We start from the raw sequence: 14189 nt of genomic DNA, 5'->3' as shown, positions 1-14189 counted from the left end.
TCCAGTTCTGTTGAGTGGGGCTGGGGATGAGGGGCAGCCGCGTCTTTGGCGAGATGGGCGGCTGCCCCTGCTCTTTGGCTCAGAAGGGGGCGCGATGACGACGGCATGGCTGGTGCTGGCTGTGGGTGACGAGGACCGACAGCACGGAGGGAACGACGGGTACGACGACGACCCGTCGCAGCACTACAGCTGGGACGACACGGTGCCCAACCACGGCCGTATCGCCGTGGGAGACGTGATCGCGCTGTGGGACAAGAGGCAGCTGCTTGGCCTCGGAGTGATCGCCGAGATCGAGACCGGCAGCGAGACGAAGACGCTCTACTTCTGCCCGGAGTGCAAGAAGGCCGACTTCAAGCGCCGCAAGCGGCTGAAGCCCACGTGGCGGTGCAACAAGTGCCCCGCCCAGTTCGACGTCCCCGGCAGCAAGACCAGGCAGGTGGTCACCTACCGGTCCCGCCACGGCGACACGTGGATGGACGGGCGCGGACTGCTCAACGGCAAGCAGCTGAGGGCCCTGTGCGATTCGCCGGACTCTCAGCTGAGCCTGCGTCCCGCACGCTGGGAGAAGCTGCGGGACGCGCTCCTCGCGTTCGAAGGAGTCGACTTCAGCGACCTGGAATCGGCCGACGACGCGAACCAGGAGGGCCCGAGCGAGAGCCCGGCCGACGGCAGAGAGCGCAGGAAGATCGCGGGCGGCCACCGCATGGCGAACGTACGCACCCGCGTCGGGCAAGGGCCCTTCCGCCAGCAGCTGCTGGATGACTACGGCCAGGTGTGCGCGTTCACCGGTCCGACCCCAGCTGGGGCGCTCCAAGCAGCCCACCTGTACAGCTACGCGAAGGAGGACGTGCACCACGACTGGGGCGGTCTGCTCCTGCGTAACGACGTCCACAGCCTCTTCGACCGCGGCCAGATCGGCGTCAACCCGGATACCGGACGCATCGAAGTCGATGAAGAACTCCTGGGTTACCCGATCTACGCCCAACTGCACGGTAAGGAACCGCTGGTGCGCCTGCGCCCTGAGCACGAGGTGTGGCTAGCTGCCCACTGGCGCAAGTACCGGCCCACGTGCGCAACTGTGCCCGCGAGCCGGGTGTCGGTAGATCCGGGTGTGGTCACAGGGTGAGGTGACGGGCAGCTTCCTCCACGAGGTGGTCATGGGCCATGAGGGCGGCCTGCCGGAGGGTTTCGAGGCGGGTGAGGTCGGTGGCGTCGCGTATCGCGTAGGTGGCCGCGATGGCGGTGGTAGCGGCGTCACGGACGGCCTGGTCGGCGATGAGGAGCCGGATGCGGACGGCGGGCGCCGTGACTGCTGCCCGGGTGCGGTGGGATTCGTCGCGCAGCTCGGTGACGCGGCCGTCTTCAGCGCCGGTGAGGGTGGCGTCGAGGACGGCCCACATGGCGCGGCGGTGGGCGGAGAGGGCGTCGGCGAGGTCGGTGGCGGCGTCGAGCTGGGCGGTGCGGTGCTGGACGGCCCGGGCTTCGGCGCGGGCCAGGTGGTGCTGGAGCAGCCCGGAGACGAGGGCGCCGAGCAGGGTTCCTGCGACGGCGAGGAGAGTGGCGAGCACCTGTGGCCTTTCGTCAGAAGCTGGATATGGCGCCCAGCAGCGCGTCCACGAAGGCGTTGACGGGCCCGGCGGCGCCGGTGGAGGCGAGGAAGAAGCCGAAGGCGGCGGCGGTGAGCGCGCTGCCGAAGCCGACGTAGCGCAGGCGGACGAGGAGGAAGAGGGCGAGGCCGAGGAGTACGGCGAGGGAGACGGTGGCCATAGGTCGGGTCTCCGGTTCAGTGGTTGATGGTGTTGGAGGCGCGGCCAAAGAGGCCGTTGGCGGTGACGTGGGTGTGGTGGGTGATGTGGGGCGCGGCCCGGCGGCGGGCGCGCAGGAGGAGCGGGAGGGTGCCGGCGGCGATGAGGGCGACGGTGGCCCAGAGGGCGTGTGCCATGGCGATCAGTCCCGGGGCGGCGTAGTGGAGTCCGATGCCGGCGCCGGTGATGCCGAGGCCGACGGTCGGGGCGAGCAGGGCGGTGGTCTTGGCCCAGGCGGGGACCGGCTGTGAAGCGGACGCAACGGGTTCCGGTTCCGCGTGGGTGGGGTGGGTGTAGGCGAGGGTGATGCGGCCGTCGGGGAGGGTGACGTACTGGACGCCGGGCGGGATCTCGTGCGGCTCCAGCGGCACCCCCCGCAGCACGGCCGGCGACGCCTGCTCGGCGGCGAGGCGAACGCGGGCGAGCGGGGTGTGGGGGGTGAGGGAGGTGCTCGGGTGTGTGGGGTCATGGGGCACGGGTCCGGCCTTTCGACAGGGCGAGGGCGGCCCGCCGGGTGGCGGGCCGCCCTCGGGTGCGGCTTGTCGTCTCGCTTGTCGTCCGGGCTTGTAGCGCGCTTGTCGCTTGTCGCTTGTCGTCGCTTGTCGTCCGCAGGTCAGAAGGCTCCTACAAGCCCGCTACAGGGCCCGTGGGGCGTCTTCTCGGGAGGGGCGACAAGCGACGACAAGGGGTCAGCCGGGGGTGTGCTGGGAGCGGTGGACGTAGCGGGTCTTGGTGCCGCTGCCGACCTTGATCACGTCGCCGGACTGGACCCATTCCTGGAGCCACTCGTGGACCGTGCTCCGGGCGGTGCCGTAGTCCGGGTGGAGCTGGCGGGCCAGCGCGCTGGCCCCGGTCCCCGCCTTCCCGGCACGCTCGATGAGCACGAGGGCCGCGTCCTTGGCGCCCGCGTCGGTGTCGGCCGGCGGCTGCTGGTCGCGGTGGGCGGAGAGGTTGAGGCCGGATGCGGCGCGCGGTTCCGCTTTCGGCTCCGGGCGGGGCTCGGGGGCGGTGGCGAACTCGGCGTCGATCTGCTCGCGGAACAGCCTGGCGAGCGCTTCCTCGTCGGCCGTCCCGGCCCCCGCGCTGGGCTGCTGGTTGCGGTGGGCGGAGAGGTTCAGCCCACCGGCCGGGCCCGGCGGCGGCAGCGCGGGCGTCGTCGGCGGGGTGGGGGTGCTGGTGCCGATCCAGGCGATGCGGTGGGCGTTCCAGCGCTGCGCGTAGATGCGGCCGGCCGCCTTGGCGGAGGGGGCGTCCAGGGCGGGGTGGCGGTCGCTGGTGGCGCGGACGATGTCCGCGATCTGGTGCGGGGTGATCCGCCACGTCTTGAACAGCCCCGCCGGGGAGGTGGGGGTGGAGATGAACCCGGAGCCCTTGTACGGGGCTTGATCGACGCGCAGGCCACGGCTGCCGGGGAACATCTTGGACAGGTCCATGCCCTCGGTCTCGCCGCCGGTGAGCGCCACGCGGGTCTTGGCCTCGCGGCGGATCATGAGGTTGCCCAGAACCGTGCCGGTGGAGCCGAGCGCGGTCAGGACGGTGCGCACGCCCATGGCGCGGGCGATGCGGATGACCTCCAGGATCTTCTCGCCGAGCTTGCGCATCTCGCGGTCGGGGCTGGCGAGGATCTCGGCGCCCTCGTCGATGACCAGCATGACCTGCGGGATCTGCGAACTGATCGGCAGCAGGTCGGTGTTGGCGTCGGCCATGAGCTGCTGGTACTCGACCTTGCGGGCCTTGGCCACCTTGATGGCCGCCTCCAGCATCGCCATGGCCTCGGCCGGGTCGGCGGCGAGCCAGTCGACACCGGGGTTGAGGCCGTCGACGTCGAGGGCGGGGCGGACCCAGGGCAGGCCCGCGCTGCCGGCGTTGAGGTCGATGACCCAGGTGAGTACGTCGGTGCAGCGGGCGAACCCGGCGAGGATGTCGTGCACCATGTTGGTCTTGCCGGAGCCGGTGGGGCCGACGACCAGGGCGCACTGCTCGCGCAGGTGGACGAGGACCTCCTCGGCGTTGCTGCGGTAGCCCCAGGGGATGCCGGTCAGCAGCGAGAGCGGGCTGTAGTCGGCGGGGTAGGCCGTCTCGTCCGCCAGCACGTTCCTCGTGGTCACGTCGATGATGACGCGGCCCTGGTCGATGCCCGGGGTGGCGGTGGCGGTGCAGCCGTGGGGCAGGCGCGCGTCCCCGGACAGCGCGGGGGAGCACCGGGCGATGGCGTCCCACGTGGTCCCGCCGGGCGGGAGCTGGGCGTCGATGGAGTAGCCGGCGCCAGAAGCCCACTGCTCGACGCCGACGACGGTGATCGTCACGTTGCAGACGCGTTGGACGCGGTCGGTCCACTCGGCGGCGATGCTCGCGCGTTCGGCGCCGAGCTGACGGGCCATCTCCCGCTCGGCCGAGGCCGCGGCTTCCAGGTCGCGGGCCTCCTCGTGGAGGTGGGCGCTGGCGGTCGCGGCGCCGATCCCGCCGCCGAGGGTGGCCAGGGAGCCCAGCGCGGTCCAGGAGAGGGGGCCGGTGGCGACGGCCCAGGTGGTCCAGCCGCCGGCGACCAGCCAGGTGGAGGCGCGGGTGGCGATGGTGCGGCCGGGCAGGCGCCGCTTCACGGCGGCCAGGCCGTGGCCGAGGGCACCGGCGGCGCCGGCGGCGAGCGCCCAGGAGGGCGGCATGCCGGTGGCGGCGCCGGTGGTGGCCAGCGCGAGGGCGCCGGTGGTCGCGGACAGCGCACCGGTGACCGGCCCGTGCGGGGCCTGCCAGTCCAGCGGCGGCCCCACCCGGTCCTTCTTCTTGGTCTTGGCGGGGGCCATCAGATGTTCCAGCCCTTCTCGGCCTCGTAGCCGTTGCGGGGGTCCTCGAAGCGGGCGATGTCGGAGGCGTGCGCGGTGCGGAACACGTTCTCCATGTCGTCCGCGACGGCGACCGTGCCCATCAGGGAGCCGTGGAGGTCGGCGAACTGGTCGGCGACCTCCTTCTCCAGCGGGAACTCGCTGTCGGAGCGCTCGGCGAGGATCTTCATGACGTTGGAGATCGAGGTCAGCGCCTGCGGGAGGCCCTGGACCATGGCGAGGATCTCCATGCAGTCGTCGGGCTGGTACGCCTGCGCGGCGGCCTCCATCTCGGCGGCGGCCTCTTCGAACTTCCAGCCGGAGGTGCTGCTCACGGTGTCTCCTGTTCCGGCGGGCGCGGGGCCCGCCACGAGGGGTTCCGGGCGCTCGACCCGGTCGGCAATCTCGGAGCCGTCACGTTCGGCGGCCTCGTGCAGCGCGGCCTCGGCGATCCCGGCGGCCTCGCGGATCTCGGCATCCCGCAGCTCGCGGGCGGCGCGGGCGCGGCCCATCAGGCGGCGGTAGAGGCGGCGGCCGGGGTGCTGGAGCCAGGCCCAGCCCAGCCGCCGCCCGAGCGGCGTCGTCACCAGCCCGACCACACCCAGCGCCCCGGCCGCCAACGCGGCCCACAGCCGCCGGTGCTGGAAACGCAACGCCGACCGCAGCAGCGCCCAGCGGGCGGAGCGGCGGATACGGGCGGTGCGGACCTTGCGCCGCTCACGGCCCAGACGCTCCTTCGCCAGCCGGTCACGACGGGCCCGGGTCTTCTCCAACGCCCGGTCACGCAGGCGGGCGGCCCGGCCGACAGCGGCCGAGACGCCCCGACCGACCCGGCCTCGGTCGGCGGCGGAGGTGCTGCGGCGGGTGGCGGCCTGCGCGCGGCGGGCGTCGGCGGCCTGCCGTCGGGCCTGAGCTGTCTGGGCCCGCTGCTGCGAACGCGTCGACCCGCTACCCGAACTGGCGCCGGTGCTGCCGGGCTGCCGGAGAGCCCGGACCTGCTGTATCCGGCCCGCAGAACCACCCGGGCGGCCCGGCGACGTACCGGAGGCGGCGGGACCCTTGGAGAGGCTGGTGCGGGAGGGGGCCGGGCTTTTCAGGGGGGAGCGCCCCCGGCCCGTGCTGCCGTGACGACCGTTCGAGGAGCGGCCCGCGCGGGACCCGGCCCCGGAGCGGGTGCCGCCCCGGCTGAGGCCGGCGGAGCGGTGGAAGCCGCCGGAGCCACGACCGGTGCGCCCGGCCCCGTTGTTCTTCCGGGGCTTGTCCTTGCGGCGGCCGGCGAGCGCGGCGGCGCCCAGGACGGCCGCGCCGGTTGCCGCAGCAGCCAGGGCAACGACCGGCCCGGCGCCGACGAGGGCGGCGGAACTGGCGGCGGCCACGGTGGTGTTGGTGCCGGTCAGGGCGAGGGGGACGACCGGCCACCCTCCGGCCGTCTGCTGTACGTCCTCCGGCTTGTCGACCTTGGCGGCCGGGGTGCTGGGGGCGTTGGGGGTGGTGTCGGGGGGAGGGGGCGCGGGCGGCGCCTGGGCGGGCGCCTGCCGCTCAGCGGCGACTTCCGTCATGCTGGACCTTCCTTCTCGGAGGAGCAGCAGGGGCACCACGGCCGTGCCGGCAAGCGAGAGCCGTGGTGCCCCCGCCTGCTGAAAAGCGGGTCAGAGCTGGTTGGGCGCCAGGGAGAAGTGCGTGACGACGCACGCCTGGTCGGGGATGCCGAGGAGGGCGCAGACGTGCTGGCTGACGGCGAGGTACGCCTGCTGGCGGGTCAACCCGGGCGGCGCCGGCAGCAGGCCCTCACGGGTCGCGAGCTGCCGGCCGTTGTCGTACTGGAGGGTGAGCACCCAGTGGTACTCGCGGACGCCGGAGTTCATGGATCTCCTTCGGGAGCCGAGTCGGCCGGGCGGCCGTGGCACACCACCGGCCCACCACCCGGGGTGCGGGCAGCGGGCCGGTAGTGGCCATGGGCGCCGGGACGAGTCGTCAGGCCCGGGAGTCGCCGAGGTGGCGGGGGTGATCAGCGGTGATCTCCTGCCAGCGCCGCGTCTCACCCGCACTCGCGTGCTGGACCCGCACGGTGAAGGTGCAGTGGGAGCAGCGGAATGACGAGGTCGACACCTTGGCGGCCAGATGCAGGCCCGGGTTCAAGACCGCCGTGAACACGGCCGTGGAGCAGGCGAAGACGACGGCGAAACTCAGGTTGGTGCCCATGAGCTGGGCGGTGACGGAGTAGGTGACAGCGGAAGCGACCGCGACAGCGGCCACCTGGATCTTCTTCACGCACGGGTCCCTTCGAAGGCGCAACTCGCGCAGGCGCCGAGAGAGGTGGGGATGCAGTAGCCGCGGTCCTGCTGGCACTGCGGGCAGATCCGCCGAGCCTGCAGTGCGGCGGCCAGCGCCCGGGCCCGGCCGGGCGTCATGGGCCGGACCGGCTTGGCCTGGTCGACGCGGTAGAGGTACCCGACCAGCGGCGGCCGCCCGCGCCGGCGGGGGCGCTGGAGCTCCGCGACGACCGGCTGGCCGCCGGGCCGCAGCCCCATCGCGCGGAGCTGGCGGCGGGTGGCCAGGCCCTCGGGGGCCAGGCGCCAGGGGTAAACAGGCAGGGTGGCGCTCATGCGGCGACCGAAACGCTGTCGCGCAGGTCGTGGTAGCGGGCAGTGACCCAGCCGATGGACCAGCCGGTCAGGTCGGCGGCGGTGCGCACGGACTGGCCGGTCTCGAAGGCGGCCCGCACGACCCGGAGGGCCCGCTCCTCGCCGAGCTTGCCGTCCGGGGGCCCGGCGGCAAGGAGGGCGTCGCGTTCACGCTCCCACTCGCGCTGTTCACGAGCGGCCCGTTCCTGTTCACGGCGGGCCTGCTCCTGCGCCTGGCGGCGGGCCTGCTCGGCGGCCTGACGCTCACGCTGTTCACGCTCCCGTTCACGGCGTTCACGCTCGGCCTGCTGGCGTTCATGCTCACGCTGCTGCTGTTCACGAGCGGCCTGCTCGCGGTCGGCAGCCTCGCGGGCGAGGCGGGCCTCGTGCTCGCGCTGGGCCTCGCGCTCCAGGCGGGCCTGCTCGGCCTGTTCACGCTCCCACTCACGCTGTTCACGCTCGGCTTGGCGGGCTTCCTCGCGCCGGGCCTGCTCGGCTTCCTCGGCTGCCTGGCGGGCCCGGTCGCGCTCGGCCTGCTCCTCGGCCGTGGCGTCGGCCAGGGCGCCGCCCATGGCACGCCGCCAGGCGGGCCCGGCCTCGGCGACCAGCAGAAGAAGCAGGGGCGGGATGAGGTGGACGACGACGCCGACTAGATCCCCGGTCAGGGCCGCGTGGCCGATGTTGAGCCAGACCGTGGAGAGCCCGGTCACCCACCGGAACGCCGTTGCCCACGTCCCGGCCGCGACCCCGAACCGGGCCAGCGTCGAGTCGGACTGAAGGCCCAGGATGAAGCAGCCGTCGACCGCCAGCGCCAGCAGCGGCCCGGTGGCGTAGCCCTCGGAATGAGCGTCGATGAACGGCGCCGCCGTCGACATGCTCACCAGGACGACCGCACCCGTCAGAAGCCACGTCACCACCGTGATGACCCGACCCGTACGCGCGACCTCGCGCGCCGTCGGGGCGCCCGTGAACACCCGTGAACGCCCCCTGAACATGGTCTGCTGCGTCATCCCGCACCTCCCAGAGGAAGCGCCTGGATGCGCCAGGCCACCTCCGCAGCAGCGGGGAGGGCGGCGCCCGGGGTGTGGGCGGTCCAGCCGTGGCGGGGGGCGCCCTCGGCCTCGGCGGCGGCCTCGGCGAAGTCGGCCGAGGCGTGGAGGCTGTGGAGCCGTCCGTACCGGAAGAGGACGTAGACGCGGTCCAGGGCCCGGCTCTGCCTGCGGGCGGTACGCAGGAGCGCCCGCAGGGCCACGCGGTCCTCCGCGTCCAGGAGCACCTGGGCCCGCGCGGCCTCCAGCTCGGCGCGGGCCGCCTCCAGCTCGGAGGCGTACTCGGCCGCCAGCGTCGTCATGGTGTCGCGTGCGCCGTCCAGCTCGGCGCGCAAGGCGACACCGGCGGCCTCGGCGGTTTCAACCTGGGCGGTCAGTTCCAGGGCCGCCGCGCGGGCAGCGTCCCGGTCGGCCTCCAGGGCCCGCAGGTGACTGGTTGTGGTGAGGCGGATCATGCGGCACCGCCCGTCTCCGCCATGTCGAGGCGGGTGTAGGAGGTGAGCTTGAGCGTGATGCCGTCGACCTCGTACAGCGCGGTGAGCCAGGCGCTCGTGGCGCCCGCCCCGCCCTCGACCTTGTGAAGGGCGACGCCCAGCGCGGTGAGCCACTGGCGGAAGGCGCCCGGGCTCTCGTGGAACGCCATCGAGATCTGCTCGGTGAAGACCGAGCAGATCTCGACGTTCGGGGCGGGCAGCTCCGGGTGCTGGGCGACCAGGTCGGCCAGCACCGTCAGGCGCCGGTCGAGGGAGGCGAGAGTGTTCATGCGGCACCGCCGAGGGTCTCGCGGTTGGCCAGGCTGGTCCGGGCGTCCAGCAGACGCCGGCGGGCCCGGCGCAGACGCCGCTCGTCCACCTCGGTCGGGACGCGGCCCAGGACCGCGATCTGCGCGTCGAGCAGGTCGACCTCGGCGGTGATGACCGGCATCTCCGCCTCGATCGCCGCCAGCTCGGCGGCCGTCGGTTCACTGTCCTGCGTAACGGCCGCGTTCACGGCCACGATGAGCTTCATGGGTCTCGATGTCCTCTCGTAGGGAACGGCCCACGACGGCCCCGAGCTGCTACTCGGGGCCGTCACCGTTCGCGGGGTGTGCGGGTTGGTCAGCGCTTGAGCTGGTCGATGACGCGGCCGATCTCCTCGGTCGTCATCCCGTCCGCCAGGTCGCGCACGGCCTGCTCACCGCCGGTCGCGGCGGCGTGGATCGCGGCCTTGCTCTGCACGACCGCCTTGACGGTGTCGGTGATCTGCTGGGCGGCGTCGGCCGTCTGCTTGCGAAACATGCGGTCTCCCTCGATCCCGTGGAGCTGGCTCTCCGGCTCCCCTCAGCCCCGCCCGTACAGCGCCGCCACGAGGGCGAGCCGGACGGGCAGAGGAGGCAACCGGCCGCCGCGAGTGAGCGGCGGAGAGATTGGGAGTGCGCGGCCCTGGGCCGCGCGGTTCACCTTCTTGTCCTGAGGACAGGTGGGTTCCTCGTCCACTCTTCAGTTCTCAACAGACGTGCAGCTCAGGGCGCCTGGCGCGCGACTGGGGGTGAGCCAGCCGCCTTCCTGGGGCGCAATCCCGAACCGCTCTGGAGCAGCCCAAAGGCCGCTCTTCGAGGTCCGACCTCGTGAGGTACATGTAGTACCTGTTCCTCATCATGGGGTGAGGGGTACGCGGCGTCAAGTCCTTCAGTTCTTTCGGCCCGGCGACCTCGCCCTGCTGAGTGACTTCAGCCTGTCCTGAGGCGAGGAGACGCTGTACTCCGCTCCTGTACGACTGCGGGACGGCCTCGCTACGCTGAAGTCGTCCCAAGTCGTCCTACGGGGGAGTCGACGTGGCCAACGAGCGCTTACGGGGCGCGATCATTGACCGGGGAATGACGCTTGACCAGGTCGCAGAGCGGCTGGGTGTCGCCGCAAAGACCGTCGAGCGCTGGATCAATGAGCCCAACCGGCGGCCCTACCGCCGCTTCATGTACGCGACCGCATCTCTGCTGGGCTGCGAGATCTCCTACCTGTGGCCCGAGGAGCAGACTTCGGCGCAGGTTGCCGAGACGGGGGCCGCCGAGTTGGTGAAGCTCTACCCTCACCGCTCCGTGGTGCCGAACACCCTCTGGCCCCAGCTCTACGCCCGGGCCCGGCGGAGCTTCGACGTGCTGGTGTACTCCGGGTTCTGGCTCACCGAGGACGCCGCCTTCCACCAGGTGGTCAAGGAGAAGTCCGCTGACGGGGTCCCAGTGCGGTTCATGCTGGGCGATCCCCGCTCCTCCGCAGTCGCCACCCGGGGTGCCGATGAGGGGATCGGGGGCGCGATGGCCAGCAAGATTCGTAACGCGCTGGTCAACTACGCCCCGCTCTTCAACCTGCCGAACGTGGAGTTCCGGCTGCACTCCACAACCCTCTACAACTCCCTCTACCGCGCCGACGACGAGATGCTCGCCAACGGCCACCTGTACGGGGTGGGCGCCTACATGGCACCGGTCCTGCACATCCAGAGAATCCCAGGTGGGGAGCTATTCGACTCCTACGCTGAGAGCCTCGAACGGGTCTGGGACTCAGCCCGTCAGATCACCTCCCCCGTCGACTGGGAAGAGACTCCATGAGGATCGACCACTTCCGTAACCCGGAGGCACCGTCGGCCAACTCGGTCGTCCCCTCCGTGACTGCCGTGGTCCAGGACGATGCGGGACGCCTGCTGGTCATCCACAAGACCGACAACGACCTGTGGGCACTTCCGGGCGGCGGCCACGACATCGGCGAGAGGGTCGCCGACACGGTTGTACGGGAGGTTGAGGAAGAAACCGGCATCCAGGTACAGGTGGAGGGCCTGGTGGGGCTCTACACCGACCCAGATCACGTGCTGGAGTACGACGACGGCGAGGTCCGCCAGCAGTTCTCGATCTGCTTTCGCGCCCGTCCGGTCGGGGGACACCTTCGGACCAGCAGTGAGTCCAAGGAGGTGCGATGGGTGGATGCGTCGGACCTAGACGCCCTGACCATCCACCCATCCATGCGCCTGCGCATCGAGCATGGCCTCGACGCAGCCCGGACGGAGCCCTACATCGGCTGAGAGCTCCCGGCCGCCGCCATCCTTCGGTCCACGCGTGCGACTGCGGCGTGGATCTCCGGCGCGGCTCGCTGGATGAAGCGCCCCACCACGGTGTCCGGTCCGTACCGCTGCACGATCTCCGTCACCCGTGCCGTGGAGGTGGTGGGGCAGCCGTCCGGCGTGGTGGTCATGTCGGACAGGATCAGCGCGTCCACCAGTTCAGGCCGCTCCAGCTCGAACTCGGTCTCCAGATCATGGCGCAGCCCCCGCTCCTCAGCCTCCAGCAGGGCGCAGGAGTGATGAGCTACGAGCCGGGTGACCCGCTCGTCGGCGTCTTCCTGGTCCCGCAGGAAGCGGGCGCCGTCGAGCGGGTGGAAGCCGGTTGTCGCGATGGAGGGCGAGTAGCCGACATCGTGCAGGACGGCGGCGGCTTCGAGCAGATCGGCATCGCTGCCTAGCACGGGGCTCAGTGACTGAGCCCGCCGGGCGACACCGAGGGAGTGAGCCCATCTTCTCGGCAGGGGCTCGGCCAGCATTCTTTCGGCGAGGCCATAGGCCCATTGGGTGAGTCCGGTTGAGGCCATACGCGAGTTCCTCTCATGCTGGAGTAAGGGCCCGGACGGTCCGTCCCTTCCCATGAACGGTGGCCAGCAGCCCCATGCCCTCCATCTGTGCAAGGGCGCTGCGAACGGCAGTGCGCGAGGCGCCGAAGCGCGCGCACAAGTTCTGCTCCGAGGGGTATGGGTCGCCAACAGCCAGCCCGTCCTCGGTGATTACCTCGCGGAGCCGATCGACCAGGGGGCGGGGAGCGGTGCTGGACACCATCCAGCCTGCGCCTGGCACCGAGACCACGAGGGACTCGTCCGCCAGCACTTTGAGCGCCCGGCGAACCGTATTGCGGGCGACCTTGTGCCTCGCCATGAGGTCAGCCTCCGAGGGTAGGGCGCCATCCTGGATCTGGCCAGCGGCAATCTCCTTCCGGAGAGCGTCGGCGATGATCAGGTAGGTTCCGCGCGGGCTAGCCTCCGACACCAGGTCTCCTTTCATGAAATCTAGTTGCTCTCAGGGCCTCAAGGGTGCTGGATACGACTCTGAGTACTCATTTGGTCGCGCGCGTTCTCCTGGTAGCTACTGGAGAATGCCTTCACGGGACATACAAAGCGCGAGTAGGTTCACCATGAGTGGTGGTACTCATCCGAGATAGGTGAAGGCCGCTGTGGAGGCGGCGCCGGCGGGCTGGTGTCTACTCGCGCGGCACGTCGGCCCTCGGTCATAGGGATTACATCCTCCTGGCTGGGGGTTCGGCCAGCCAGGAGAAAAGCCCGAAAGTCGGAGTCTCGTCGATCGGCTACGCAGATTGACGGACAAGGTCCAGGGCTTCCTTGAAGCCAGGATGAACGCGGAAAACCTCTGAGGACGCATTGAAGCGGGCGCGTGGGTCTCGATAGCGCCACACGTACTCCGACCCTCCACCTCGCCCTCCAGGCTTCAGGTAGCCCACCACCGAAAATTCGAACAGATGGCCGAGTGCGGCGATCGGGTCAATTTCGGAGACGCTGGCGCGTCGACCCCAGGTCGACCGGAACTCCTCTAGAGAGAACTGGAGGGCGCCCATTTCTTTGACTACCTCCAGATATTCCTTGTACTGCGGTACATGCTTGGCGATCTCGTCATCAAGTTCATTCAGGAGGTAATCGGAGTACCCTGATCGAGCCTCGTGCACTACCTGATTATCAAACTGCCTACTGCCGGTGAAAACGGGCTGCTTGTACTGCTCCAGAACCTCGTTGCAGAACTTGATGACGTCACGCGGGCGCAGAAAGGTGCGATCGCAGATGTGCTTGTACTTCGTCTGCCTGCTTGGCATCTCGCGCGTTTCGTCGAATACCTGATCCCAAGGAATCAGTTCTTCGGAGGATTCTCCGAGCACGCGACTGAATCGGCTCTCCATCAGGCCCTTGAGGGTCAGGCCACCGATACTCTCGTGCCACTGGACCAATTCAGAGAAGTTTTCTGTGACCTTGTTCTTATCCTCGAATTGGAGATCCTGATAGATGTCGTCTCGCAGGAAAACGACTACGTTCAGTTTTTTGCCGCGATCCCGCGCTGCCAGAAATAGATCGCGTGCGGCAAGAATTAGTCCGATCAGTCGCTGGGAGTATGCCGGATCGGATTTAATGAAGCCAAGGTCGAGTTGGTCAAAGCAGATAAAGTAGGAGTTGTCTGGGTTAAGGGCTCGGAGAACGTGTTCCTGGATCGCGCGATTTACTTCCTGGATGTGTGGTGGGAGCTCTTTGACTCGCACCCTTTCCCCGCTAATGTCAACAAAGGGGAGCTTGAAGGCGCTCTTAAATCGCAACTCCTTGTCCGGGCTGAATAGCTGGCGCACGTCCGGGTCGCGCGATCCATAGGAGTCAACAACGAAGTCTTCCAGTGCTTGTACGGAATCGAAAGACTCGTCACTCCATGGCTGGCTCTGGTCGGCGTTCAGGAGGAGTTTCGCCAACCCCAGCAAGGTGAGGTATTTCCAACTGTGGAAATACCTGCGTTCCTCTGGAACTCCGGTTTGTGCTTGCAGGTCGTGATGGTGCCAAGGATAGTCGTCAAAGGAGTGGCCGTAGGAAAACTCCGAAGGTGAGCGTTCGGTGAGAATCCTTTTGAAGATTGCCGTTTTGCCTGAGCCTTTTCGTCCGAGGATCAGGAACTTCTTATTTCGCTTAGCAGCGATATAAGCGGGGTGATCCTGGAAGCATTCACGCAGCAACTCGTCGGCGTCTGCATCGACAGCCCCGAAGTTCTCGACGTCTGCAATATTGCGCACTGGTCACCCGTAGCCTTCTCTGCGAGCCATGGTCGTCAGATTCA

19 protein-coding genes are annotated in these 14189 nt (G+C 69.8%); 3 read left to right on the top strand and 16 right to left on the bottom strand.

Annotation, left to right across the window (positions count from 1 at the left end; translation table 11 throughout):
* Window positions 1-94 precede the first annotated feature (94 nt).
* Window positions 95-1126, top strand: coding sequence for an HNH endonuclease (locus ACSLIC_RS09895; RefSeq protein WP_436737310.1), 1032 nt, complete (start codon window positions 95-97; stop codon window positions 1124-1126).
* Here ACSLIC_RS09895 and ACSLIC_RS09890 read toward each other — a convergent pair.
* From ACSLIC_RS09890 to ACSLIC_RS09830, 13 genes are all read right to left on the bottom strand, one after another.
* A complete protein-coding gene (locus ACSLIC_RS09890; protein ID WP_436737309.1) occupies window positions 1116-1568 on the bottom strand; it encodes a pRL2-23 in 453 nt (150 codons plus the stop codon). The two genes, ACSLIC_RS09895 and ACSLIC_RS09890, sit on opposite strands and share 11 nt — an antisense overlap.
* A 13-nt stretch (window positions 1569-1581) precedes the next feature.
* Window positions 1582-1767, bottom strand: a complete 186-nt coding sequence (locus tag ACSLIC_RS09885; RefSeq protein WP_436737308.1) for a hypothetical protein — start codon at window positions 1765-1767, stop codon at window positions 1582-1584.
* Window positions 1768-1783: 16 nt separating this feature from the next.
* Window positions 1784-2281 (bottom strand): hypothetical protein, encoded by a 498-nt coding sequence (locus tag ACSLIC_RS09880; RefSeq protein WP_436737307.1) that lies wholly within the window; start codon window positions 2279-2281, stop codon window positions 1784-1786.
* Window positions 2282-2494: 213 nt separating this feature from the next.
* Window positions 2495-4606, bottom strand: a complete 2112-nt coding sequence (locus ACSLIC_RS09875) for a hypothetical protein (RefSeq protein ID WP_436737306.1) — start codon at window positions 4604-4606, stop codon at window positions 2495-2497.
* Window positions 4606-6183 (bottom strand): hypothetical protein, encoded by a 1578-nt coding sequence (locus ACSLIC_RS09870; protein ID WP_436737305.1) that lies wholly within the window; start codon window positions 6181-6183, stop codon window positions 4606-4608. Before ACSLIC_RS09870 ends, ACSLIC_RS09875 begins: the two co-directional genes overlap by 1 nt.
* A gap of 90 nt (window positions 6184-6273) precedes the next feature.
* Window positions 6274-6489, bottom strand: a complete 216-nt coding sequence (locus ACSLIC_RS09865) for a hypothetical protein (protein WP_365008324.1) — start codon at window positions 6487-6489, stop codon at window positions 6274-6276.
* A gap of 109 nt (window positions 6490-6598) precedes the next feature.
* Entirely contained in the window at window positions 6599-6895 is a 297-nt protein-coding gene (locus ACSLIC_RS09860; protein ID WP_436737304.1) for a hypothetical protein, read from the bottom strand.
* Complete coding sequence (locus tag ACSLIC_RS09855) at window positions 6892-7230, bottom strand: RRQRL motif-containing zinc-binding protein (protein ID WP_436737303.1); 339 nt, start codon at window positions 7228-7230, stop codon at window positions 6892-6894. The genes ACSLIC_RS09860 and ACSLIC_RS09855 overlap by 4 nt, the downstream gene beginning before the upstream one ends.
* On the bottom strand, window positions 7227-8258 hold the full coding sequence (locus ACSLIC_RS09850; protein ID WP_436737302.1) for a hypothetical protein: 1032 nt from the start codon (window positions 8256-8258) through the stop codon (window positions 7227-7229). The genes ACSLIC_RS09855 and ACSLIC_RS09850 overlap by 4 nt, the downstream gene beginning before the upstream one ends.
* A complete protein-coding gene (locus ACSLIC_RS09845) occupies window positions 8255-8752 on the bottom strand; it encodes a hypothetical protein (RefSeq protein WP_436737301.1) in 498 nt (165 codons plus the stop codon). The genes ACSLIC_RS09850 and ACSLIC_RS09845 overlap by 4 nt, the downstream gene beginning before the upstream one ends.
* Window positions 8749-9060 carry a hypothetical protein gene (locus ACSLIC_RS09840; protein ID WP_436737300.1) on the bottom strand — a complete coding sequence of 104 codons (312 nt, stop codon included), beginning with the start codon at window positions 9058-9060 and terminating at the stop codon, window positions 8749-8751. The genes ACSLIC_RS09845 and ACSLIC_RS09840 overlap by 4 nt, the downstream gene beginning before the upstream one ends.
* Complete coding sequence (locus tag ACSLIC_RS09835) at window positions 9057-9305, bottom strand: DUF6284 family protein (protein WP_436737299.1); 249 nt, start codon at window positions 9303-9305, stop codon at window positions 9057-9059. Before ACSLIC_RS09835 ends, ACSLIC_RS09840 begins: the two co-directional genes overlap by 4 nt.
* An 89-nt stretch (window positions 9306-9394) precedes the next feature.
* On the bottom strand, window positions 9395-9574 hold the full coding sequence (locus ACSLIC_RS09830; protein ID WP_436737298.1) for a hypothetical protein: 180 nt from the start codon (window positions 9572-9574) through the stop codon (window positions 9395-9397).
* A 536-nt stretch (window positions 9575-10110) separates the two neighbouring features.
* Here ACSLIC_RS09830 and ACSLIC_RS09825 point away from each other — a divergent pair.
* Both ACSLIC_RS09825 and ACSLIC_RS09820 read left to right on the top strand, forming a co-directional pair.
* Complete coding sequence (locus tag ACSLIC_RS09825; RefSeq protein ID WP_129810772.1) at window positions 10111-10878, top strand: helix-turn-helix domain-containing protein; 768 nt, start codon at window positions 10111-10113, stop codon at window positions 10876-10878.
* The gene (locus ACSLIC_RS09820; protein WP_436737297.1) at window positions 10875-11345 is read left to right on the top strand and encodes an NUDIX domain-containing protein; all 471 of its coding nucleotides are present in this window, start codon (window positions 10875-10877) and stop codon (window positions 11343-11345) included. Before ACSLIC_RS09825 ends, ACSLIC_RS09820 begins: the two co-directional genes overlap by 4 nt.
* Here ACSLIC_RS09820 and ACSLIC_RS09815 read toward each other — a convergent pair.
* The 3 genes from ACSLIC_RS09815 to ACSLIC_RS09805 form a co-directional block, all read right to left on the bottom strand.
* On the bottom strand, window positions 11333-11908 hold the full coding sequence (locus ACSLIC_RS09815; RefSeq protein WP_191855776.1) for an HD domain-containing protein: 576 nt from the start codon (window positions 11906-11908) through the stop codon (window positions 11333-11335). The two genes, ACSLIC_RS09820 and ACSLIC_RS09815, sit on opposite strands and share 13 nt — an antisense overlap.
* A 13-nt stretch (window positions 11909-11921) precedes the next feature.
* Entirely contained in the window at window positions 11922-12356 is a 435-nt protein-coding gene (locus ACSLIC_RS09810) for a GntR family transcriptional regulator (RefSeq protein WP_191855777.1), read from the bottom strand.
* A 316-nt stretch (window positions 12357-12672) separates the two neighbouring features.
* Window positions 12673-14145: a P-loop ATPase, Sll1717 family gene (locus ACSLIC_RS09805; protein ID WP_436737296.1), complete on the bottom strand. Its 1473-nt coding sequence runs from the start codon at window positions 14143-14145 to the stop codon at window positions 12673-12675.
* Window positions 14146-14189 lie beyond the last annotated feature (44 nt).

The organism is Streptomyces sp. BBFR102 (assembly GCF_051397025.1).
GTDB lineage: Bacteria > Actinomycetota > Actinomycetes > Streptomycetales > Streptomycetaceae > Streptomyces.
Note: the sequence above shows the minus strand (reverse complement) of the source record. Positions and strands in the feature narration are given on the sequence as shown.